General features: G+C 61.5%; 17 protein-coding genes. 5 read left to right on the top strand and 12 right to left on the bottom strand.

Annotated features, from left to right (window positions below; genetic code table 11):
* Positions 1-114: 114 nt before the first annotated feature.
* Entirely contained in the window at positions 115-591 is a 477-nt protein-coding gene (locus tag ACJJV2_RS08315; RefSeq protein WP_405279903.1) for a YchJ family protein, read from the bottom strand.
* 49 nt (positions 592-640) lie between these two features.
* Here ACJJV2_RS08315 and msrA point away from each other — a divergent pair, with 49 nt between their 5' ends.
* Complete coding sequence (msrA, locus tag ACJJV2_RS08310; protein ID WP_131432038.1) at positions 641-1,279, top strand: peptide-methionine (S)-S-oxide reductase MsrA; 639 nt, start codon at positions 641-643, stop codon at positions 1,277-1,279.
* A 169-nt stretch (positions 1,280-1,448) separates the two neighbouring features.
* Here msrA and ACJJV2_RS08305 read toward each other — a convergent pair whose 3' ends face one another.
* From ACJJV2_RS08305 to can, 10 genes are all read right to left on the bottom strand, one after another.
* Positions 1,449-2,618, bottom strand: coding sequence for a dicarboxylate/amino acid:cation symporter (locus ACJJV2_RS08305; RefSeq protein WP_131432039.1), 1,170 nt, complete (start codon positions 2,616-2,618; stop codon positions 1,449-1,451).
* A gap of 348 nt (positions 2,619-2,966) precedes the next feature.
* Positions 2,967-4,025: a hydrolase gene (locus tag ACJJV2_RS08300; RefSeq protein ID WP_279836488.1), complete on the bottom strand. Its 1,059-nt coding sequence runs from the start codon at positions 4,023-4,025 to the stop codon at positions 2,967-2,969.
* A 347-nt stretch (positions 4,026-4,372) separates the two neighbouring features.
* The gene (pepQ, locus tag ACJJV2_RS08295) at positions 4,373-5,737 is read right to left on the bottom strand and encodes a Xaa-Pro dipeptidase (RefSeq protein ID WP_405279898.1); all 1,365 of its coding nucleotides are present in this window, start codon (positions 5,735-5,737) and stop codon (positions 4,373-4,375) included.
* A 133-nt stretch (positions 5,738-5,870) separates the two neighbouring features.
* A complete protein-coding gene (locus ACJJV2_RS08290) occupies positions 5,871-6,782 on the bottom strand; it encodes a LysR family transcriptional regulator (protein WP_279838429.1) in 912 nt (303 codons plus the stop codon).
* Positions 6,783-7,133: 351 nt separating this feature from the next.
* Entirely contained in the window at positions 7,134-8,213 is a 1,080-nt protein-coding gene (locus tag ACJJV2_RS08285; RefSeq protein WP_405279894.1) for an ABC transporter ATP-binding protein, read from the bottom strand.
* Positions 8,210-9,262 carry an ABC transporter ATP-binding protein gene (locus ACJJV2_RS08280; RefSeq protein WP_084589505.1) on the bottom strand — a complete coding sequence of 351 codons (1,053 nt, stop codon included), beginning with the start codon at positions 9,260-9,262 and terminating at the stop codon, positions 8,210-8,212. The genes ACJJV2_RS08285 and ACJJV2_RS08280 overlap by 4 nt, the downstream gene beginning before the upstream one ends.
* Positions 9,263-9,282: 20 nt before the next feature.
* Positions 9,283-10,266 carry an ABC transporter permease gene (locus tag ACJJV2_RS08275; RefSeq protein ID WP_052384673.1) on the bottom strand — a complete coding sequence of 328 codons (984 nt, stop codon included), beginning with the start codon at positions 10,264-10,266 and terminating at the stop codon, positions 9,283-9,285.
* Positions 10,263-11,309, bottom strand: a complete 1,047-nt coding sequence (locus ACJJV2_RS08270) for an ABC transporter permease (protein WP_405279889.1) — start codon at positions 11,307-11,309, stop codon at positions 10,263-10,265. Before ACJJV2_RS08270 ends, ACJJV2_RS08275 begins: the two co-directional genes overlap by 4 nt.
* Positions 11,310-11,682: 373 nt before the next feature.
* The gene (locus ACJJV2_RS08265; RefSeq protein WP_404326831.1) at positions 11,683-13,278 is read right to left on the bottom strand and encodes an ABC transporter substrate-binding protein; all 1,596 of its coding nucleotides are present in this window, start codon (positions 13,276-13,278) and stop codon (positions 11,683-11,685) included.
* Positions 13,279-14,295: 1,017 nt separating this feature from the next.
* Positions 14,296-14,949, bottom strand: a complete 654-nt coding sequence (gene can, locus ACJJV2_RS08260; RefSeq protein ID WP_043334249.1) for a carbonate dehydratase — start codon at positions 14,947-14,949, stop codon at positions 14,296-14,298.
* Between the two features lie 384 nt (positions 14,950-15,333).
* On the opposite strand from can, the gene gorA reads away from it, so the two are divergent.
* From gorA to ACJJV2_RS08240, 4 genes are all read left to right on the top strand, one after another.
* Entirely contained in the window at positions 15,334-16,722 is a 1,389-nt protein-coding gene (gene gorA, locus ACJJV2_RS08255; RefSeq protein WP_043334248.1) for a glutathione-disulfide reductase, read from the top strand.
* A 535-nt stretch (positions 16,723-17,257) separates the two neighbouring features.
* Positions 17,258-18,241: a TAXI family TRAP transporter solute-binding subunit gene (locus tag ACJJV2_RS08250; RefSeq protein WP_215824541.1), complete on the top strand. Its 984-nt coding sequence runs from the start codon at positions 17,258-17,260 to the stop codon at positions 18,239-18,241.
* A 528-nt stretch (positions 18,242-18,769) separates the two neighbouring features.
* Positions 18,770-21,352 carry a TRAP transporter permease gene (locus ACJJV2_RS08245; RefSeq protein ID WP_153635767.1) on the top strand — a complete coding sequence of 861 codons (2,583 nt, stop codon included), beginning with the start codon at positions 18,770-18,772 and terminating at the stop codon, positions 21,350-21,352.
* Between the two features lie 378 nt (positions 21,353-21,730).
* A complete protein-coding gene (locus tag ACJJV2_RS08240) occupies positions 21,731-23,137 on the top strand; it encodes a PhoH family protein (RefSeq protein ID WP_043334244.1) in 1,407 nt (468 codons plus the stop codon).
* Positions 23,138-23,367: 230 nt separating this feature from the next.
* Here ACJJV2_RS08240 and ACJJV2_RS08235 read toward each other — a convergent pair whose 3' ends face one another.
* Complete coding sequence (locus tag ACJJV2_RS08235; protein WP_248378283.1) at positions 23,368-24,333, bottom strand: DNA-binding protein; 966 nt, start codon at positions 24,331-24,333, stop codon at positions 23,368-23,370.
* Positions 24,334-24,461 lie beyond the last annotated feature (128 nt).

Genomic DNA, 24,461 nt, shown 5'->3' with positions numbered 1-24,461 from the left:
CCATCGACAGGTTCGGTGGGGGCTGTCTTGTTATGGAGGGGGCGTTTCAGAGGTGCTCGTTTCGCTTATGCTTGAGAGATCAAGCGCACGCGCGTCAGCACAAGACGCTGACGGTCACGCAGTGCAGCACCGCTTGATCTTCTTGCCGCTGCCACAGGGACACAGGCTGTTGCGCCCCGGCGTCAGTGTCTGCCACTCGGCATCACCCTCGACATAACGCCAGTGATGGCCATCGTGATGAAAGCGGCTAAGTTCCTGCAATTGTTGGAACTTTCCCTGCTCGAAGAAGGTGGCATGAAAGCGTACCATGCCGGTATCGGCGTCTTGTCCGCTGTCCAGAATCTCCAATGCCAGCCACTGCGGGCCAGCACCTTCGAGGTCGGCGCGTGCCGGGCAATGGGCCGGGTCCCAGCTGTCGATCAGGAAATCGCTCAGCGACAGGCAGAAGGCACTGTAGCGGGCGCGCATCAATTGCTCGGGGCGTTCGGCGCGGGTGATGTCAGCATGAATCGGCTGACAGCAATCGGCGTAGCGTCGCGCCTTTGCGCTGTTGGGCTGGCAGGGGCAGATCTTGGGGGGCAGAGATGACATCATTGAACCTATACACGATTGCACGACGCGACACAGGAGAGAGTCCGCCATGTGGATAACGGAAGATAAGCAGACCATTCCTTCAGCGCAGGACAGCTTGCCAGGGCGCAGTGAAGCGGTTCGCATCAGCGGCGTTCATCACGTCAATGGCCGCTCGATTGTACCGCCGTTCGACAGTGAGTGTGAGGAGATCGTGCTGGGGCTGGGCTGCTTCTGGGGAGCCGAGCGCCTCTTCTGGCAGCTGCCAGGCGTCAAGGTGACGGCGGTCGGTTATGCCGGCGGCCATACGCCGAATCCGAGCTATGAAGAGACCTGCACCGGCAAGACAGGCCACACCGAGGTCGTACGCGTGATCTTTGACCCGACGGTGATCGGTCTGCCGGAGATCCTGCGGGCCAGCTTCGAGGCCCATGACCCGACCCAGGGCATGCGTCAGGGCAATGACATCGGCAACCAGTACCGTAGCGCGATCTATTACACCCGCGAAGACCAGCGCGCCATCGTCGAGAAGAGCATGGCCGACTACCAGCAGGCGCTGGACCAGTCCGGTCTCGGCCGCATCACCACCGAGGTCGCACCGCTGCGCGAGTTCTACTACGCCGAGGAATATCACCAGCAGTATCTGGCCAAGAATCCGGGCGGCTACTGCGGCCTGAAAGGCACGGGAATCAGCTGCCCCATCGGCTGACAGCCCGGCAGTCATGTCCTGCCTGCCATGACATCGCTGTCATAAGACTGTTGGTGACAGATTGCCGCTGAGAGACACGAAAGCCTCATGGTCGCCGCGCAGTACACGGCCGCCATGAGGCTTTTTTCTGTCTGGAGCAGCCTTAGGTCAGGCGCTGCAAGGCACAGTGTCAGCGGTAGCGCTGTCGGTCCTGCTCGGCTTCTGCAAAGCGATCGATCCACTGTACCAGGGCGCCATCGCCGGTGACATTGCACGCCGTACCGAAGCTGTCCTGCGCCAGATAGAGCGCCATCATCAGGCCGACGGCGGCGGCATCGAAGCCCAGCAGGCTCTGCAATACGCCCACCGAGGTCATCGCGGCCCCGCCGGGCGAGCCGGGCGCGGCAATGATGGTCACGCCCAGCGCGGCGATGAACGGCAGCAGGGTGGTGAGCTCGGGCGTTGCCAGGGAGGGAGTGACCAGCATCACGCCAATGGCGCACACGGTCAGCGTGATGGCACTGCCGCACATGTGGATGGTGGCCAGCAACGGCACCGCAAAGCTCGCCACGGACGGCGAGATGTGATTGAGGTGCATCTGGCGCACGGTGACCGGAATCGTGGCCGCGGAAGACATGGTCCCGGCCGCGGTGAAATAGGCGGGCAGCATGTGGGCCAGCGCCTTCATGGGCGAGCGACCGGTGCTGGTGCCGCTGGTGACGTAGAGCAAGCTCAGCCACAGCCAGTGCAGGGTCAGTGCCAGCAGCAGGATCATGCCGAAGCTCTTGAGGGTATTGGCCACCGTACCGGCGATCGTCATCTCGCAGAACAGGCCGGCGATATAGAACGGCAGGGCAGGAATCAACGCCTTGGCGATGAAGCGCTCGACGATGTCACGGCCGCCGTCGGCCAGCTGACGCATGCCGTCATGCTCGGTGGCGGAAATGCCGATGCCGAACAGGAAGGCCGTCACCAGAGCCGTGCTGATATCGGTCAGCGGCGGAATATCCAGCGTGAAGTAGGGGCTCAAGTGCTTGATGGCATGACTGACCGGCAGCTGGTCCTGTTGCACGATATGCGGCACGACCTCCAGCCCGACGATGCCCGCCAACAGTCCTGCCAGCGTCGTCGAGGCATAGGCCAGCACGATGGTCAGGGTCAACAGACGGCCCGAGGAACGCTCGAGACGTGCGATCCCGCTCATGATGAAGAACAGGATGATCAGCGGAATGGCGTATTCCAGCAGCTCACCGAACAGTACCTTGAAGGTCAGCAGGGCGCGTATCAGGGATTCGGGAGCCCATTGCCCCAGCAGTATGCCAGCCACGATGCCGAGCACCAGGCGAAAAATCAGGTTCATTATCAGGCCAGTAGAGTCTTGAACGTAGGATGGGCGCGCAGTCTACCATTCTCCCTGAATCGTGACAGTGATCCGTGTCATCCTACACACCCTCATCCTGTATACCGTTATCGTTTTTGTTGCTAAAACTTTGGCCGTCCTGAAGAGCATACGGTCGTAGGCAGGGTTAAGGGCTTCCCACCGGATCTGAGGGTGGGAAGGCGAGCAAGGGTGGGAGAAGCAAAAAGAGGCGAGGAATGCCAGGGACAAGAAAGCCAGGTAGGGGAAAGCGTGTTGGCGTCTGAATGGCGGACAATGCCGCCAGTTCGATGCACGACAGTTCAATGCAGCCTGTTCAATGCAGGCAGCTCAGTGCGCTTCGCTCTGCACCTCGGCCTGCGCTTGCGGCTTGGGCAGCCCGCTCCAGGCATCCAGTTGCTGACTGACACGGCGAGCCAGCCAGGAACTCAGTCGCCCACGGCGCCACTCGACGAAGCCGACATGCCCACCGCGCTCACTGAGCTCGATACGCACGGCCTCGGAGGGTTGGTGGAAGCGTGCGAACAGATCGCGTGGCATGAAGGGGTCATCCAGCGATTGCAGTATCAGCGTCGGCAGTTCGATCTCGCTCAGCAGACGGCCCGCCGAGGAGCGCGTGTAGTAATCACTCGCCGAGGTGAAGCCATGCAGGGGCGCGGTGACTTCGTTGTCATAGGCCCAGAAACTGTTCAGCTGCGTCAGCTGATGCGCTCCGATCGAGATGGGCAGCGGGCCATTGGCAAGCTTCGCTGCCACCTTGGCTTTCAAGCCCTTGAGCAGATGGCGCTGGTAGAGGCGCGAGAAGCCCTGATTGAGCACGTCCGCGCTGGCCGCCAGGTCCAGCGGGGCGCTGATGGCGATCGCGCCGGCCAGGTCCAGACCATCACCACCTTGCTCTGCCACCAGCTTGAGCAGCATGTTGGCGCCCAGCGATACGCCACAGGCGACCTTGATGGCGTGTGGATAGCGTCGCCCCAGCTCGCCGAGCACCCAATAGGCGTCAGCGGTATCTCCGCTGTGATAGGCGCGTGGCAGGCGGTTGGGAGATTGCCCGCAGCCACGGAAATGCATCATCACCGGTCGCCAGCCCATCCGGGCGGCTGCATTGAGCAGCTCACGGGCGTAGGGCGAGCTCAAGTCACCCTCAAGGCCATGAAACAGCACGAACAGGGGCGCATCGTCGCTCAGGGGCGTCGTACGCTCCCGCTTTTCATGACCGTCGCTGATGACCCAGGCGAGCTCGACGAAGTCACCATCGGGAAGATTGAGAATCTCGGTGCGCCGACTCAGGGGCGCGCGGGGCAGAAAGCGGGGCAACAAGGTCTGGACATGGCGATTGCGCAGACCAAGGGCAGGGCGAAACTCTGACGTGAAGATGGAGTGCGGCATGTAAGGTAGCTCCAGTGGCAGGCCAGGGCGATGACGTTGTTGGTCGGATGATGGACATGCCCTTGATGGCGGTGGCCTGCAGCAAGATCTGACAGGAATTTCTACACGGATATCGTTGGCATCATTTCACTTGGCGACGCCAATCGCTAGTCGCAGTGCAGCATACGCATCGACGCCGATGGCGATAGCTCGGCCCTGGATCACATTGTTGGCCTGGTGCTCGAATACTCAGCCCCGGGATACGCGACAAAAAGCCGCCATCGGCACAGGGCCCATGGCGGCGTGAGGCAGGCGTGTGACGGCAATCGTCACAGCGAGAAACCCGGACAGTGGTGTGACAGGCCTGATTACAGGCCCGTGGCTGGGCTACGTGTCAGATTGAGGGCACCGCCTGCGGTGATGACCAGATTGTCCTCGATACGCACACCGCCATGGGGTGCCAGCGCCTCGACCAGCTTCCAGTCGATATGCTCACCGCGTGCATCGTTGCGCAGCGACTCCAGCAGCATGGGGATGATGTAGCAGCCCGGTTCGATGGTGATGGCCATGCCGGTCTCGAGCACACGCGTCAGGCGCAGCATCGGGTGACCTTGCGGCGGATGACGGATGTCGCCATTGGTGTGATCAGGAATGCGACCCGCCACATCATGGACCTGCAGTCCCAGCAGATGCCCGAGACCATGCGGGCAGAAGGCTGCCGTGATGCCTTGTGCGACCTGATCCTCGGCGGGCAGGGACACCACGCCCAATTCCCGCAGCAGCTCACCCAGCTCACGATGCATCTCGAGGTGCAGGTCGACGTAGTCCACCCCGGGCGCGAGTCTTGCGATCAGACGCTTCTGCAGCGCCTCCACGCCCTCGATCAGCGCGCGATAGAGCGGCAGAGCATCATCGCCCGCCCAGCTGCGCGTGATGTCAGAGGCATAGCCGTGCACGCTGGCGCCGGCATCCACCAGCAGGCTGTGACGGGCGGCGGGGGCCTGCAAAGCATAATGCTGGTAATGCAGGACCGCGGCATGCGCGTTGAGACCGACGATGTTGCCGTAGGGCACATCCGATTCCCGTTGGCGCGACGCGCCAAGATAGGCCAGCTGGATATCGAGCTCCGCGCCGCCTTCCATGAAGGTGCGCCGGGCAGCCAGATGGCCACGCGCGGCGCGCAGGCTGGCTTCTTCAAGACAGGCGATCTCGAATTCGCTCTTGCAGACGCGCCCCTCGTCGAGCTGGCGCACCAAGCCGACCGGGTTGGGCAGTGCCTCAAGTTCGCTGACCACCTGCGGGTTGAGCTCGGCGATTTCGCCCAGCAGCGCCACGCGACCCTCGGGACGCTGTGGCAGTGTCGGCTTGCGCAGATGGACGATCTCGAACTGCTCGGCCCAGGGCGCAGTGTCCGGCGTCGGCAGACTGGGTGACAGATGCCAGAAGTCATCGGGGGCATAGAGGTAAAGCGTCGGGCGCTCACCTGGGCGAATCACCAGCCAGCTATCGCTGAGACCCGCCATCGGCACCCAGTGCAGGAAATGGGCATGCGACTTGAAGCTGGCATCCTGATCATCGGCGAAATGCCGCTTCGGCTTGCCACTGTGCAGCACGATGGCGTCCAGATCATGCTGCTGCATGGCGATTTCGTAGCCGGATTGCAGCGCCGCCAGATGCGCGCGGTGTGCCGCGGCGTGGGTGAGTGTCGGGTCGTTGAGCTGGCTGTCAGACATCATGTTTCCTTGCAAACGGTCGGCACGCCTGACCTGGATGAGTAAACGTCAATGGCGTGAGGTGATGGAGAATGTAGAAATAAAGGGGAGAGCGCCGCTGAGTCGGCGCCTGCGCCTCTCCTGCCTGGCTGACTCACGAGAAATGGGCTTCCAGCTGGTGCCAGAGTTCACTGACACTGTCGTGGCGCGGCACGCGCGGGCGATACAGGCGGATATGCAGACTCAGGTCCCAGCGCGGGTCACCGGCACGTACCAGCTTGCCGCTGGCGATTTCCTCTGCGGCCAGACGCTGCGGCAGCCAGCCGATGCCATAGCCCTGCAACACCAGCGCCTTGATGTTGGCCGCCTGGATATTCTCGTTCATGGTGACCAGATGCGCCTGAATCGGGACCTGAGCGAGATGCGCCATCAGCGAGGTGGCGATGACGGCGCGCGGATGCGGGCTGATGAACGGCAGCGGATTGCGCCGCGTGCCCGGCAACTGATGGCGGGGTTCGCCATCCGCGCCGGGCGCGCACAGCGGGATGAAGGTTTCTTCGCCGACCACCAGGTATTGGTAACTGTCCAGCTCAAAGCCCAGGTCCACACGTGCCTGGGGCCAATAGCACAGCGCCAGATCACATTCGCCGCGATCCAGCCCGTGGAAATAGTCGGCCGCCAGCCAGCCGGTGGCACGCAGATAGGGCAGCACCTGTTCACGCAGCTGAAGCTGATCGAGCCAATCAGGCAGGAAGTGGGACACCAGAGACTGCGGTGCCCCCAGCGATATCTTGCTGGCTTGCTGCTGGGCCATGTCCTGCAGGCGTTCGCGTGTGATGCGCACGCGCTCGGTGATCTGCTCGCACAGCTGGAGAAACTCGTCTCCGGCGGGAGTCAGCGACAGCGGCAGGGTCTGACGATTGATCAAGGTGGTGCCCATCTCCTCTTCCAGCAACTTGATGCGGCGGGAAAAGGTGGGCTGAGAGACATTCTGTGCATCGGCTGCCCGCGAGAAATGTCGGGTCTGAGCCAGAACGATGAAATCTTCGAGCCAGCGAATTTCCATGTAATCGGAGTGCCTCGTCGGCCTGGGAACAGGCCATGTCAGGAGGTCGGGCGCACATCTCTTCGGACGTGTCACACCAGAGTATCTTGGGGATGCGTCATCGGGGCCCGGTGCCACGCTGAATCTTCTTCAAGCATCGTGGGCAATGGCGCCAATTGACCTGTTGGTCAGTGACGGTTGTGCGAAATCTTGCCCACACAAAACGCGAGATGCAATCGTCAATGAGCGCAAGACGCAAGGTTGCCGATGACAATGGCAACCTTGCGCGGTCTTTCCTTGCTTGGGGCCGGAAACGCAATGATCGATGGCGCCCATCACATCGCCGTCATCACTTTCGTCACTGCCATCACATCAGTCGATGCGGCCTTCTTCCACGGCGTGGCAGGCGACCTGACCGGTGTCCGTGGCGATCAGGCGCGGAATCTCCGTGCGGCAACGCTGATTGGCATGCGGACAACGGCCATGGAAGACACAGCCCGAAGGCAGATTGACCGGCGTCGGCACCTCGCCCTCGAGGCGAATGTGGTTGGGTTTGTCATCGTGCAGGCGTGGGATCGCCGACATCAATGCTTGGGTGTAGGGGTGACGCGGGCGGGCGAACAGTGAACGGGTGTCCGCCAGCTCGCACAGCGTGCCCAGATACATCACCGCAACGCGGGTTCCGAAGTGCTCGACCACGGCCAGGTCGTGGGTGATGAACAGATACGTCAGGTTGCGTTGCTCCTGCGCTTCCATCATCAGGTTGAGCACCTGCGCCTGGATCGACACGTCCAGCGCCGAGATCGGCTCATCGGCGACGATGAATTCCGGGTCCACCGCCAGCGCGCGGGCGATCGAGATACGCTGACGCTGACCGCCGGAGAATTCGTGCGCGAAGCGCTTGCCCCAGTCGGGGTCGATGCCCACCGAGCGCATCACCTCCTCGATCTTGTCGCGCACCTCGCCATCCTTGAGCGTCGGCTGATGGAAGCGCAGCGGCTCCTCCAGCGTCTGCTGGATGGTCATGCGCGGATTCAGCGACGCATAGGGATTCTGGAAGATCATCTGCATGCGACGGCGGAAGGGCAGCAGGTCCCGCGGGGCCATATTGTCGATGCGGGTGCCGTCAAAACGGACCTCGCCACCACTGGGCTTGAGAAGCCCCATCACCGTGCGCGCGACCGTCGACTTGCCACAGCCGGATTCCCCGACCACGCACAGCGCCTCACCGCGTTTGACGTCCAGGGTGACGCCATTGATGGCGTGCACGTATTCCTGCTTGCGACGCAGGCGCCCCTTCTCGAAGGTCAGCTGTTCGAGAAAGTCGCCGGACAACGAGAAGCGCTTCTCGAGATCACGAATTTCCACCAGGGTTTCGCCAAGCTCGGCGCTATCCACACGGGTGGAGGCCTGAGAGGAGGACTGAGCGTCCTTCAGAATTGCCGCGCTCATGCGTTCACCTCCGTGCGGTGGCTGTCAGTGGGTGTGGTGCCGTTGCCGTTGGCATCGGTGATGATCGGGGTCCAGCGCTCGCCGGCCACCATGGCATCGACCATATGACAGGCCACCTTGCAGTTGCCGGAATGGGCAAAGGCCGGCACCTTCTCGAGGCAGATATTCGCCGCGAAGTCACAGCGCGGATTGAAGGCGCAACCGGCCGGAATCTTGGTCAGGGTCGGCATCGAGCCACGAATCTGGTTCAGACGGCTGCCCGGAGTGGCCATCTGGGGCAGGGCGTTGATCAGCCCCTGGGTGTAGGGGTGCTGAGCATCATTGATGATCTCGCGGGTCGGCCCCTGTTCGATGACGCGCCCGGCATACATCACCAGGGTGCGCTGGGTGACCTGGCTGACCACGCCCAGGTCGTGGGTGATCAGGATCAGCCCGACGTTGTGCTTCTCGCACAGCAGCAGCAACAGCTCCATGATCTCGGCCTGGATGGTCACATCCAGCGCGGTGGTCGGCTCATCGGCGACGATGATGTCCGGGTCCAGCAGCAGCGCGATGGCGATGATGATGCGCTGACGCATGCCGCCGGACAGCTCATGGGGGTACTGATCCAGGCGTTTTTCCGGTGAGGGAATGAAGACCTGATTGAGCTTGTGCAGGGCGATGGCGCGCGCATCCTTGCGGGAGATGCGGCGGTGCGCCTTCAGGCATTCGATCATCTGCTCGCCGATGGTCAGCACCGGATTGAGCGTCATCATCGGGTCCTGGAAGATCATCGAGATGCGGTTGCCGCGAATCGACTGCATCGCCTTGGGCTTGAGGGTGTTGAGCACCTCGCCATCGAACTTGATCTCGCCGCCGGCGATGTAGCCGGGCTTGGCGATCAGATTCAGGATGGTGAAGGCCGCGACCGACTTGCCGGCCCCTGATTCACCGACGATCCCCAGGCGCTCACCGCGTTCCAGGGTGAAACTGACGTCGCGCAGGGCGCGGACCTCACCGCCTCGCATGGCGAAGCGGACGTCGAGGTTGTTGACTTCAAGTAGTGCCATTGTCTTGACTCCTCTCGGCTTCAGCCCTTGTAGAGACGCGGGTTCATGACATCACGCAGCCAGTCGCCCAGCAGGTTGATGACCAGGACCAGCACGATCAGCACGCCACCGGGGATCAGCGTGATCCACCAGCTGCCTGACTGCAGGTAGTCGAAGCCGGACTTGATCAGTGACCCCAGCGACGGCTGGGTCTCCGGCATGCCGAGACCGAGGAAGGACAGCGCCGCCTCCGAGATGATCGCGTTGGCGATCTGCACCGTGGAGATGACGAAGATCGGCGACAGGGTGTTGGGCAGGATGTGACGGAACATGATGCGACGGGAGCGGAAGCCCATTACCCGCGCGGCATCGACGTATTCCTTGTTCTTCTCCGCCAGCACCGAGGCGCGGACGGTACGCGCATACTGCGGCCATTCCGCCAGCCCGATGATCAGGATCAACAGGATCAGCGCGTAGTCCGAGAAGGCGGCGCCGCCGAAGGTTGCCTTGATGATGGCGCCCACCACGATGGCCACCATCAGGGTCGAGAACGACAGCTGGATATCGGCCATGCGCATCAGGAAGGCATCGATACGCCCACCCAGGTAGCCCGCCAGCAGCCCGAAGGTCACACCGAGCAGCGCCTGCAGGATGACCGCGCCGAAGCCGATCAACAGCGACACGCGCGTGCCGTAGAGGATGGTGGAGAGCAGATCACGCCCCTGGGCATCGGTACCCAGCAGGAAGGCCGGATCACCGCCCGCCATCCACGCCGGCGGCAGCTCCGAGTTCATTATGTCGATGCTGGCCAGGTCATAGGGGTCGGCCGGGGCAATCCACGGCGCGAGGAAGGCCCCGAGCACCATGGCGATGAACACCAGCAGACAGGCTTGAGCCATCCAGTCACGCTTGAAGCTGTAGACCAGGTAGGACTCGCGGAATCGCTGCCAACGGCCGGGGACCACGATGGAGCTGGTCTTCGGGGTGACGGGCGCGTTGCTCGATTGGGTATTGGATTGGCTCATGCCGGTTTCCCCGCAAGCTTGACGGTGGGGTTGACCAGTCCGTAGATCAGATCGACGAGGGTGTTGGTGATCACGAAGATCACGCCGACCATCATCAGGTAGGCCACGATCAGCGGGATGTCGGAGCGGGTGATGGCCTCGAGGAACATCAGGCCCATGCCCGGCCACTGGAAGACGGTCTCGGTCAGGATGGTGTAGGCGACCATGGTGCCGATCTGCACGCCGCCGACGGTGATCACCGGCAGCATGGTGTTCTTCAGTGCGTGCAGGAAGTAGATACGCTTGAGGCCGATACCCTTGGCGCGCGCGAACTTGATGTAGTCCGACTGCAGCACTTCCATCATCTCGGCGCGAATCAGGCGGATGAACAGCGGCAGCATGATCGAGGCCAGCGAGATGGCCGGCAGCACCAGGTGCCAGAGGCCGTCGGCGGTGAAGAGGCCGCTCGACCAGGTGCCCGCGACGTGCACCAGCTCACCACGTCCGTAGGAGGGCATGCCGCCATCGGTGGACAGCATGCCGTTCAGGACACTGCCCCAGGTGGTGTCGCTGGGGAACCAGTCCACCGTCACGCCGATCGCGAACAGCTGGATCAACACGATGGCGGTCAGGAAGACCGGCACCGAGATACCGATGATCGAGGTACCCATGAACAGGCGTGACAGCCAGTTGCGCGGGCGAATCGCCGCGAACACCCCGATGGGCGCCGAGAGCAGGATGATGATCAGGCTCGAGGCCATCACCAGTTCCAGCGTGGCGGGCAGGTGCTTGAGAATCACCTCGGTCGCCGGCTGCTTGTAGAAGTACGAGTTGCCGAGATCGCCCTGCAGGGCATTGCCGGCAAAACGCAGATATTGGGTGATGAAGGGGTCGTTGAGGCCCATTTCATCGCGCATGACTTCACGCTGGGCTTCCGACACGGCCTGGCCGGTCATCTCGCGCAGCGGGTCGCCCAGGTTGTCCTGGATGGCGAAGCTGATGATGCTGATCACGAACATGACCAGTACGGCGTGCATCAGGCGTTTGATCAGAAAGGCAATCATGGATCGCCACCTTCCTCGTGAACATCACGGTCTCGCGCGTGTCGACCCTATTCATGCTGGCCGATCACGCTGGGTGTCAGGTATCCCGCCTGTCGCTGGCCAGCCATCGGGCACAGGCTCCCCAACCCATCACCGACAGGCGATGGCGAGGAAAACGACAGGCGGGGGTAAGTCGTCGCGTTCAGGTCAGCAGGGCAACCAGAGAACTCAATGTCAGCGTTTCACGTGTTGACTGACTCTGATTGATTGTCTCTGGCTGCCTGCCTTGCCTGACGCGAGGGGCGAGTGAGGGTTGGATGAGCAGTGGATGAACTGAGAGCAAGGAATCAGACCTTCACAGCCGTCTTGTCTGTCCCTCACTCACGCGGCGGGATCACTCCTGGTCGATGACCAGATCCCCCAGGTACGGGAAGTTCATCACGTTCAGCACCGGCTCGATGTTGACGCCATCACGCGCGCCCCAGGCCAGGTTCTGCCAGTGCAGCGGCACGAAACCGGCATCGTCGTAGACGGCTTTCTCGGCGGCCTGCAACATCTTGGCGCGCTTCTCAGTGTCGGTCTCCAGGTTGGCCTCGGTGACCATCTTGTCGACGTCCGGATTGCAGTAGTTGCCGGAGTTGTACTGACCGACACCGCTGTCGGCATCCGGGCAGAAGGTCAGGAATTCGAAGAAGTTGGCACTGTCTTCGGTGTCCGAGTGCCAGCCGATCATCATCATGTCGGCGGCGCGCGCATCATATTCCGGCCAGTACTGGGCCTTGGGCAGGGTCTTCAGATCCACCGTGATGTTGATCCTGGCCAGCATCGAGGCCACGGCCTGGGCGATCTTGGCGTCGTTCACATAGCGGTTGTTGGGCGCCATCATGCTGATCTCGAAGCCATCCTCGTATCCGGCTTCCTTCATCAGCTCCTTGGCCTTGGCCACGTCATAGCGCGGCGTCAGCTCGGGGTTGTGGCCCTGATAGCCATCCGGTGACATCTGGGCTGCGGGGGTCGCGAAGCCTTTCATCAGCTTCTGGGCGATGCCTTCCTGATTGATGGCGTAGTTGACGGCCTGACGGACGCGCTTGTCCTTGAAGGCTTCGACACGCTCCTGGTTCATCTGGAAGGTGATGATGCGGGTGCCGCTCATCTCGACCAGGTGCACGCCGTCCTGCTTGCGAATGCGTTCCAGATCGGTCGGCGGTACCGGCGCGATGAAGTCCATGTCGCCGGACAGCAGCGCCGCGACACGCGTGGCGTTTTCCTTGATCGGCGTCAGCACGATGTCATCGACGTTACCCGGCGATTCGGTGTCCCAGTAATCCTCGAAGCGCTCGAAACTTATCTTCACACCCTGCTGACGGTCCGCGACCTTGTAGGGGCCCGTGCCGGACTCGTTGCGTGAGGCGAAGGTATTGGCCGCCTTGGCGATCTCATCCTTGGCCTTGCCGTCTTCGGTCTCACCGGAATAGAACGCGCTGTCCATCGGGAAGATGTAGGTGGCGGCATTCAGCACCAGCGGGAACGGCTTGTCAGTCACCAGGTCCACGGTGTAGTCATCGACGGCCTTGACGTCGGTGAAGGGTGCGAAGATGGCCTTGAAGTCGGCACTCTTCTTGAGGCGCTCGATGGTCCAGACCACATCCTTGGCGGAGAAGTCATTGCCGGAGTGGAACTTGACGCCTTCGCGCAGATGGAAGCGCATGGTGTTGTCATCGACACGCTCCCAGCTCTTGGCCAGGCGGCCATCGAAGCCGAGGTCCTTGTTCCAGCGAATCAGCGGGTCGTAGACCATGTGCGACAGCTGCAGGGTGCCGCCGGAGAGCTGTTCGTGGATATCGAGGGTCACGGGGTCAGCGTCGTAGGCCATGCGCAGGGTGACGTCTTCGGCCATTGCCGGAGCCGCCATGGCCAATGTCGCGCTGCCGATCAGCGCACACAGGGTCTTCTTGGGCAAGAAAGACTGGAGGGCATTCTGACGGGTCATGAGCATCCCTTTGCTTGTGTAGTTTGATTGTTGTTGTGGCGATCCTGCGCGGCTGTCGAGGCAGACACGCAGGATGCGTTCTAACAGTAGAGAGTCACTTGGTCGCGGGACAATCGAAATGTTGAGTAGCCGGATGCAGGTGGTGAATAGCCTTTTCCTGACCACGCAACGTCATCCAGGCTGGTGCAGGGCGCGAGATCGACGAAGCGACACCCCGGATGTCACACGGCAACGCCATCTCTCTCATCAATAACGCCGCGAGCTGAGGACGCTTTCTCTTAGGGCAATACGGAGCGATTCAGCACTGCCATATGCTGGGCAAGCCGCCGTGACACTGGCCTGCCTCGTTCACATTGCAAGCCATGACGACAAGTCAATTCCAATAAAATCAACTATTTGAAGCAAAATTGATGATCGAGGTCTGGGGGAGTTCTCGGGCGCTGCATGGCCGTGGTGTGTATCAGTTCCGTCAGTCGACGGTGCCTGGTTGAGAGACATTGCGTACGCTGAATACCGCCAATCCGGCTTTACGCCGCCTGGCGATAAACAGACACCATCAGCGGCAGAAAAGCCGACAGGATAGGCAGTGATTTTCCAATGCGTGCAGTCTCTGCACTTGATTGGTGCGCCTAGCGTTCTGCGACCAAAGTTGCGCCTCAGAGGCCCTCCACGAAGGCCTGCAAGGTCGATACTGCGCTGAAAAATCCCCGAACGCTGCGCTGAAAACACGTGAAAGACTTTCCAGCGCCGGTGACTGCCAGGCCTGATTCCATTCAATAGACGCCAAACCCTAGGTGATCAGAACCGACGAAGGGTTGCCGAGGAGGCAAGCAAGGATATTGCAAAAAGGGACAGTAAAAGGGAGGGAGACAAAGAGCAGAAAGCAGACCCAGTTCGGCGCGATCGCGCACGCGAGGCCTGAAACGCGACGCGCCTCCCGGGTGGGAGGCGCGTTGGAGGGCACTGATGTTGCTACCGGCATCCTGCAGCACCGGCAGCTTGATCAGGTCGGCCTGATCAGTCCTGCTGCGGCAAAGGCTCGATGCGGTCCACACGATACAGCTGCGGCACCTGTGACAGGTTACTGATGGTGCAATCGAGGTTGTTAACTCGACCATCGGACAGGCCGTAGACCCAGCCGTGCACTTCCAGCTTCTGACCGCGCTCCCAGGCACGCTGCAGGATCTTGGTTCTGGCCAGGTTCTGCACCTGAGAGCGGACATTGAGTTCGCACATACGGTCGACCTGCTCATCCAGCGGCAGGTCCTTGAGCTCGTCATAGTGCAGGTTGTAGAGCTCACGCAGGGTGTGCAGCCAGTAGTCGACCATGCCATTGTCACCGCCGGTGATCGAGGCACGCACGCCACCACAACCGTAATGGCCAACGATCATGATGTGTTCGACCTTCAGGACATCGACAGCGTACTGGATCACCGACAACGCGTTCATGTCGTTGTAGTGGATCAGGTTGGCGACATTACGATGAACGAAGACTTCGCCGGGCGGCAGGTCGATGATCTGGTTGGCCGGTACGCGGGAATCCGAGCAGCCGATCCACAGAAAGTCAGGATTCTGCTGGTCCGAGAGGCGCTTGAAGAACTCAGGGTCGCGCTCGGTCATGGATTCAGCCCAGACCTTGTTTTGCTCAAGCAGCTTTTCGATATTGCTCATGGCAGGGAGACCACTTTTTCAAATGACGGGGGCAGGGGACGGTTGTCGCACAGGGACGTTGGCCATGGTGCCTCTCGGGCGCAGAGCCTCTTGGCTCAGACCCATCAGGCAGGCATTTACGGCAGCGTCAGGCAAGACGTCAGAGCGCTAACGCTACGAGTGACAGTGTTACGCGCCCGCAGAGCGCTTCGCCAATGACGGTGCTAGCCCCTGTGCCAGCACGTTGTAACTTTTGTCTAACATGCTTGTTGGACATATTTACCGTGTCAGAGGCCACAGGGTCAACCTGAAGGCCGATACGCGGGTAACCGTGCCCAGCGACACGGGACTCCCGAGGCCGCGCGAGTCCTGATACCATGTGGCCAATTCATCAAGGAGATTCCCGTGACCGATCAGACCCATCAGCCTGCGACAGGCCAGTTTGACTTCGACCTGTTCGTCATTGGTGCCGGCTCCGGCGGCGTTCGCGCTGCCCGGACCGCCGCCGCGACCGGCGCCCGCGTTGCCGTGGCAGAAGACCGCTACCTCGGCGGTACCTGTGTCAATGTCGGTTGCGTGCCCAAGAAGCTCTACTCCTACGCTGCCCACTACCATGATTCATTCAAGGACAGCGCCGGCTTCGGTTGGGATCTGGGCGACGCCCCGCGCTTTGACTGGGCGACCCTGCGTGATCGCAAGACCGCCGAGATCTCTCGTCTGAACGGCATCTATCGCAATCTGCTCAACAATTCCGGTGCCACGCTGATCGAAGGCCGTGCCAGCATCGCCGATGCCAACACCGTCGTCGTCAATGGCGAGCGTCACACTGCGGCCAAGATTCTGGTCGCCACCGGTGGCTGGCCGTTCCTGCCGGACTTCCCGGGTCGTGAACATGCGCTGGATTCCAACCGCATCTTCGATCTGGAAAGCTTCCCGAAGCGCTTCTTCGTCATCGGTGGCGGCTATATCGCGGTCGAGTTCGCCAGCATCTTCAATGGTCTGGGTGCCGAGACGCACCTGAGCTATCGCGGTGACCTGTTCCTGCGCGGCTTCGACAACGAAGTGCGCGAGTTCACGCGTGACGAGATGGCCAAGAAGGGCGTCAACCTGCACTTCAACACCACTGTCGAGTCCATCGACAAGCAAGGCGATGTCTACAGCGTGCGCCTGAGCGATGGCCAGGTGCTGGAAGTGGATTGCATCCTCGCCGCCACCGGTCGCAAGCCGAACATCGAAGGCCTGGGGCTCGAGAATGTCGATGTGGCGCTGAATGTCGATGGCACCGTGCGCGTCAACGAGCGCTTCGAGACCACCACCCCGTCCATCCTCGCGCTGGGCGACATCATCGGCGGTCCGGAACTGACGCCGGTGGCGCTTGAAGAAGCCATGCACCTGGTGCGTGCGCACTTCGGCGACGGCGTCGTGGGTGGTCTGGACTACGACAGCATCGCGACAGCGGTATTCTGTCATCCGAACATCGGTACCGTCGGCCTCAGCGAGGAAGCGGCGCGTGAGAAGTTCGACAGCATCCGCGTCTACACCGCTGACTTCCGTCCGCTCAAGCACACCCTGTCCGGCAGCGATGAGCGCAGCCTGATGAAGCTGATCGTCGATGACGCCAGCGACAAGGTCGTCGGCGTGCACATGGTCGGTGATGAAGCCGGTGAGATCATGCAGGGCATCGGCATCGCCGTGCGTGCCGGCCTGACCAAGGCCGACTTCGACCTGACCGTGGGCATTCACCCGACGGCAGCGGAAGAGTTCGTCACCATGCGTAGTGTCACGCGCACCTGACAAGCCAGTCGCAAAGACGGCTCGTCGAAAAGACTGAGCTTCGGAAAGACTGAACGTCGAAACAGAACGTCGAAAACAGAACGCCCCACGGCCTTGCCGTGGGGCGTTTTTGCATGCGTCTTCTGCGTGCTCCCAGGGGCAAATCAACTGCGAAAGGGGAGTCATGGTTACTGAGTAACGGTGCAGGTTACACAGTCAGCAACAGCGACCACCTGAATCCGCGGTGAAAGTTGCACGCAATGAGGAAGCGGCAATCCTCGTGTGGCGGGGGATAAGTCGCTGTCTGCGCAGTTCACTGCCAACACCTACACCTTTCGTAGCATAAAGCATGACAAGCTGGTACTCGCACACTTCAGCTATGCTAGTCTCAGTGCAGCGTTATGCACCTCAAATTACTGAAATATCAGCCATGTGGCAGTGGATAAGCCTGAAAATCGGCCTGTTTCACACGCGATACAAGCAAGGGCCTGGCCGGTATCGAGGTGCACGACGGCAAGACCAATAACAAGCCAGCAAAGGGAGTTTCAACATGACCATGATCAAGAAGTCGCTGACAGCGGCGGTCGCGACCGCAGGTCTTGGCCTGATGGGGATCTCCGGAGGCGCAAGCGCCGCCGAGCAGACCTTCGTAACCATCGGCACCGGCGGTGTAACAGGCGTTTACTATCCGGCTGGTGGTGCAATCTGCCGCTTGGTCAATCGTGGCAAGGCCGAACACGGCATTCGCTGCAGCGTCGAGTCCACGGGCGGTTCCGGCTACAACCTGAACAGCATCCGTACCGGCGAGCTGGACATGGGCGTTGCCCAGTCTGACGCGCATTACAATGCCTATGAAGGCAAGGGCGATTTCGAAGACTTCGGCCCGAACAAGGACCTGCGTTCACTGTTCTCCCTGCATCCGGAACCGTTCACCGTCGTCGCTCGCAAGGACAGCGGCGTGACCGAGTTCGACCAGCTGGAAGGCAAGCGCATGAACATCGGCAACCCGGGTTCCGGTCAGCGCTCGACCATCGACACTCTGCTGTCCTCGCAGGACAAGGACACCAGCGTGTATTCGGTGGCCTCCGAGCTCAAGGCCTCCGAGATGTCTTCCGCACTGTGTGACAACAAGATCGACGGTTACGTCTACGTCGTGGGTCACCCGTCCGGTTCCATCAAGGAAGCGACCACCACCTGTGACGCGAACATCGTCAATGTCACCGGCGACGCCGTCACCAAGCTGGTCGAAGAGAAGCCTTACTTCTCCGTCGCGACCATCCCGGGTGGCATGTACCGCGGCAACGATGACGACGTGACCACCTTCGGTGTCCGCGCCACCATCGTCTCCAGTGCCGAAGTCGAAGATCGCGTCGCCTACGAAGTGGTCAAGGCCGTGTTCGACAACTTCGATCAGTTCCAGCGCCTGCACCCGGCGTTCCAGGTCCTGAAGAAGGAAGAGATGGTCAATGCTTCCTTGACGGCGCCGCTGCACGATGGTGCCAAGCAGTACTACAAGGAAGCTGGCCTGCTGAGCGAGTGATATGCCCTGCGCGCCTCGCCTGCGAGGCGCCGTGCATGAACGCTCACCCTGCGCTCAGGGATCCGAGCACAGGGAGCACAGGGAATTCCCGGAGACCGCACTCGTTGCGGTCTCCGTGCTTGTGGAAAGTCTGCATTCCCGGGCGGCCACTCAGGTCGTGCAGGAAAGGGCCAAGCAGGGAAGGGCCAACCAGGAAAAGGCCGAGCAGGGAAAGCGCAGCAGAGACACCCGCCGTCATTGCGCAATCAAGACTTGCCTGCGAGTGGCAAGTGGCGTGACGGCAGCCGCAGCATGGACAAGCGTGACCAGGCAAGGTCTCACGCTCGTCACGAGCCTAGCTCGCTGCCCGCTCAGGAAATCGTTCAGATAATTTGCGCCCTGATCGGGTGAATCAATGGAAACATCTGTCAGGCCGGACATACTGAAGACGTAACCAGCTTGATAAGCATGTGGTTGAGCAGGGCCTTCTGGTCGAGCAAGAAGGTGACCTGTCAGCCATCGCCTGACTCGCGTACCGGATCACAAAAAATGACCAAAACCCAAACTGCAGCAACGTCTCAGGCGCCAGACGCCGAGACGCATCATGATGCTGAAGTCCTCGAGATGCTGGAGTCGGAAACCGGCGGCCGTCATCCCGTGGGCTTCGTGGGCCGCCACTTCATGTGGCTGATTCCACTGGCATGGTCGTTGTTTCAGCTTTATCACGCCTCGCCGCTGTCACTGCTAAATTCCGACACCGCGCGCGCCGTGCATCTCTGTTTTGCCATCTCGCTGGCCTTCGTGGCGTACCCGGCCTACAAGGGTGCTCCCGCCAATCGCATTCCCCTCTATGACTGGGCCCTGGCGATCTTCGCCGTGGCGGGTGTCGCCTATGTGCTGATCTTCAGTGATGAACTGGCACGTCGCGCGGGCGCCTATACCACCGTGGACCTGGTGTTCTCGGGAATCGGCCTGGTCCTGCTGCTGGAAGCCACGCGTCGTGCACTCGGGCCGCCCCTTGCGGTCGTCGCCAGCGTCTTTCTGCTCTACAGCCTGTTCGGCGCCTACATGCCCGACGTCATCGCACATGCCGGGGCCAGTCTCAACAAGCTGCTCGGCCACCAGTGGCTGACCACGGAAGGGGTGTTCGGGGTCGCGCTCGGCGTTTCCACCGACTTCGTGTTCCTGTTCGTGCTGTTCGGTGCCTTGCTGGAACGCGCAGGTGCCGGCAACTACTTCATCCGCATGGCCTTCTCCATGCTCGGCCACATGCGTGGCGGACCGGCCAAGGCCGCCGTCGTCGCCTCTGGCCTATCCGGTATCATCTCCGGCTCCTCCATCGCCAACGTCGTCACCACCGGCACCTTCACCATCCCGCTGATGAAGAAGGTCGGCTTCCCGGCCACCAAGGCGGGCGCCGTGGAAGTGGCCGCGTCCACCAATGGCCAGCTGACGCCGCCGATCATGGGCGCCGCGGCCTTCCTGATGGTCGAATATGTCGGCATTCCTTACCTTGACGTCATCAAGCATGCCTTGCTGCCGGCATTGATCTCCTACATCGCCCTGATCTACATCGTGCACCTGGAAGCGTGCAAGGCCGGCATGGAAGGCCTCAAGCGCACCCAGAAGACCAGCATGATCGCGACTCTGCTGACCTTCCTGACCGTCTTCATCGGCATGGGAATACTCACGCTGGTCGTCTACTACGGCATCGGCTGGATCAAGACCCTGGCGGGGGATGGCGCGGTCTGGATCGTGCTGCCGCTGCTGCTGGCCTCCTATGTGGCCCTGATCGCCTATTCAGCACGCTTCCCGGAACTTGGGGAAGGCGACATCGATGAACTGCCGCCGGTCGGCCCGACCGTCAAGGTCGGTCTCTACTTCCTGCTGCCGGTCGTGGTGCTGGTGTGGTGCCTGACCGTCGAGCGCATGTCACCGGGGCTGTCGGCCTTCTGGGCCGTGCTGTTCATGATCTTCATCACCGTGACCCAGCGTCCGCTGGTGGCCATCTTCCGCAAGGAAGGCAATGTCGGCGGCGCCGCACAACGCGGTGGCGAAGACCTCTTCCATGGCCTGGTGATCGGCGCCAAGAACATGATCGGCATCGGTGTGGCCACCGCGGCGGCAGGTATCGTCGTGGGCACCGTGACCCTGACCGGGCTGGGCCTCAAGATGACCGCCTTCGTCGAGTTCATCTCGGCCGGCAACCTGATGCTGATCCTGATCTTCACCGCCGTGATCAGCCTGATTCTGGGCATGGGCCTGCCGACGACCGCCAACTACATCGTCGTCTCGACGCTGATGGCGCCGGTCATCGTCAATCTGGGCGCGGAAAACGGCCTGATCGTGCCGCTGATCGCCGTGCACCTGTTCGTGTTCTACTTCGGGATATTGGCCGATGACACGCCACCGGTGGGGCTAGCCGCCTTCGCGGCGGCCGCGATCGCCAAGGCGGACCCGATCAAGACCGGTATCCAGGGCTTCACCTACGATATCCGCACCGCGATCCTGCCGTTCATGTTCATCTTCAATACCAATCTGTTGCTGATGAACATCGACAGCTACTGGCACCTGGCGATCACGGTGGCCTCGGCCGTCGCGGCGATGCTGGTCTTCGCGGCGGCGACGCAAGGCTACTGGCTTACACGCACGCGCTGGTACGAGACCATCGGTCTGCTGCTGATCACCTTCACGCTGTTCCGTCCGGGCTACTGGTGGGACATGATCTATCCGCCGACCACCATGGCCGCGCCGCAGCAGATCGAGACGCTGATCGCCGAAGCGCCGGTGGACAGCAAGCTGCCGATTCACGTCTCGGGCATCAACCTGGATGGCGACGAGGTCTCCAAGACCGTGTTGCTGCCGGTCTCTGACGCCGAGAGCGGCGAAGCCCGTCTGACCGATGTCGGCCTGACGCTGGATATCAGCGACGAGCAGGTGCTGGTCAGCATGATCGAGTACGGCAGCGTGGCGCAGCAGGCCGGCATCGATTTCGACTACACCATCGATGGCATCCAGCAGACGGCTGAGCGTCCTCCGAAGGAAATCGCCATGCTACCGGCACTGGCATTGCTGTGGCTGATCGGCTTCCTGCAGGTACGTCGACGCCGTCAGCAACCCGCCGTTGCCTGACGCCGACGCGCTATCCGCGCAACAAGGTAGCGTTTGAGAGAACCAACCCTCACGGCCGATGCCGTGAGGGGATAAACAAAAGCCGCCCCCGAGATGCTCGGTGGGCGGCTTTTTCATGCCTGCGGCGCTGACTTATACCTGAGGCGCTGACTTTGCCTGCGGCGCGGCTGGCTCTCTCTGCTGCCAGGTGGCGCTGCTCAGCATGATGCTGTCAGGCACCAGGCAAGAGGGCATTTCATGAGGGAGCAACAGTATGCGCCTGCCTTGCGTGACCTGTCTGCAAGGCTAGCGTGAAATATGAACGCGTTTTTGCAACACGATCGACATATTCAGCATGCTAGCTTCAAGGGGCACACTCCAACGGAAGGCATGTCGCCAATGGTAAGAGTCGAGAAGCAGTCCCGTCGTCTGTACGTCCTCGATACCAACGTGCTGATTCACGACCCCTCAGCCCTGTTCCAGTTTGACGAGCATGATGTCGTCATTCCGATGACGGTGCTGGAGGAGCTGGACAAGCACAAGAATGGCAACAAGGAGATTGCCCATACCGCCCGCCAGATCAGCCGTACGCTGTCCGATCTCACCGCGGATGTCACACCTCAGGAAATCCTGCGTGGAATTCCGCTCCCGCCTTCCATGAATGGCGCGGGCAACCTTCACTTCCTCTCCGGCCATGTCGATCAGAGCGACGCCTGTGCCGACAATCGTATTCTCGCCGAGACTCGCAGCCTGTCTGCACGCTGTCAGGACGCCTCGGTCATCCTGGTGACCAAGGACATCAATCTACGCATCAAGGCCGCCGCCCTGGGCATGGCGGTGGAAGACTATCTGACGGATCGCGCCTTCACCGACAGCGACGCCATGATCGAGGGCGTCAAGCTCTTTCATGAGGCCGGCCACGACGGCCAGGGCGTCTGGGACGACATGCAGGTCGATGTCACCGTCACGCGCGAGCACCATCGCACCTTCTATGAGCTGTCAGGCCAGATGCCCAAGGACTGGTACCCGGGCATGCTGATCGCGGATTGCGATGGGGACGATGGTGCCAGCTTCGAGGCCATCGTGCGCGAGCTGGAGCATGACTATGCACGCCTGGAAGTGCTGCAGAACTATCGCAACGAGCGCAGCGCATGGGGGGTGAATGCCCATGACAGTCGCCAGAACTTCGCCCTCAACCTGCTGATGGACGACAGCGTCGACATGGTGTCAATCGCGGGCAGTGCAGGCACCGGCAAGACCTACATGACGCTGGCTGCCGCGTTCGAGCAGACACTGGAGAAGAAGCGTTTCGAGCGCATCATCTTCACCCGCGCGCCGATCGCGATGGGCGAAGAGATCGGCTTTCTGCCCGGCACCGAAGAAGAGAAGATGTCGCCGTGGATGGGGGCCTTCCACGACAACATGGACAACCTGCTGCGCAAGGAGGGAGAAGGCACCAGCGCCTGGAATGAGGAGGCCACGCGCGCCTGGATCGGCAATCGTGTCCAGATCCGCTCCCCGTCCTTCATGCGCGGCCGCACGCTGAGCGACACCTTCCTGATCATCGATGAAGCCCAGAACCTGACGCCCAAGCAGCTCAAGGGCCTGCTGACACGGGCGGGCGCCAACACCAAGGTGGTACTGCTGGGTAATGTGGGCCAGATAGACACTCCCTACCTGACCGCCAACACCTGCGGCCTTGCGGTGGCAGTGCAGCGCTTCAGCTCGTGGCCGCATGCCAGTCACGTGACACTCAAGTGCGTCGAGCGCTCACGTCTGGCGCTGGTCGCGGAAGAACTGCTGTGAGGTGTTCGCCACACCTTCGACAACCTGATAGTCACCCGATGGCGTCGCCATCACGACACTGACGGCTCTGATATCACGAGCTTGGTATCACGAGCTTGATATCACGAGAATGAGAACACGGTAGCACTGACAAAAAACGCCGCCCTGATGGGCGGCGTTTTCGTGTGCATTGCGTCATGTCAGTCATGGAGATCACGCCGCAAGTGCGTGGTGATCACTCGACAAGGCTTTCAGCATACGAAGGGCGGCAAGGGCGCAAAGGCCAGCCGTTCCTTGAGCAGCTTGTTCTCGTGCGTCAGCTGCCCCAGCTGGGCCTCCAGGCGTGAGTATTCCGCCGAGGAGTGCTCCAGCTGCGCACGCATGTCCTTGAGCTCCGTCTCGCGCTGCTGGCGAGCCGAGGTCTCCTCAAAGCGGCGGCGCTCTTCTTCCTGCAGCTGCTTGCGTTGCTCGGCCGCCTGGGCATCGAGACGCTCGACGCGCTTCTCGAGCTGCTCCTGACGGCGTCGATGCTGCTTGTCGAGCTCGCTCTTCTCGAGGCGTGCATCATCCAGCATCTTCATCAGACGCGTTTCACTGGCTTCATGACGCGCCTCTTCCTGCGCCAGACGCTCCTTCCACTCGCTTTCCTGTGCCTGAATCGCCTGCTGATGGCGCTCATGGTCCACTTCGCGCGTGCGCTCCATGGCCGCGATGTCTTCCTGGGCCAGGGTCAGACGCTTTTCGAGCTTGTCCTGCAGCTGCTGCCAATGCTCCTGCTCATTGGTCAACGTCGCCAGGGCCTGCACGCGCTCTTCAAGACGCGCCTGCACCTGGGCCAATTGCTCGGACAGGGCGCTGAGACGCTGTTCGGCATCTTCCGCGCGGCGCTGTGCCTGCGCTTCGGCCTCACGCGCCTCGACGGTCTGCTTGTCCGCTTCCTGGCGATAGTGCACCAGGCTTTCATTGGCCAGTGACTGCGCCTCCTTCCACACCGTGGCCAGGGTCTCGGTGAGACTGTCAGGCATGGCCTGGCTCAGCGGCTCATCGCGTTTCTCGGCGCGCCGCTGGCGCCAGTCACGCAGGTGATCGCTGATGGTGGTGAAGCTGCCGGTCCCCAGCACTTCACGAATCTTCTGCACGCTCGGGGCCTCGCCCCGTGCCATCAGTGACTCGATGGCTCGTTGTACATCCTCGTACTGGACGCCAGTGCGCGCCATGGGAATCTCCGTCCGTAGTCCGTCATTGATACGTAGTCTGTCATTGATACGTCGTCAGTCGTTGCTGCTTGACCGCCATTACGCCATGAAGCGCGGCCAACTACCACTCTCCAGTACGCACTCTCATA

Source organism: Cobetia sp. Ld8 (assembly GCF_045066615.1).
GTDB lineage: Bacteria > Pseudomonadota > Gammaproteobacteria > Pseudomonadales > Halomonadaceae > Cobetia > Cobetia amphilecti.
This window is presented reverse-complemented; position numbering and strand designations above follow the sequence as displayed.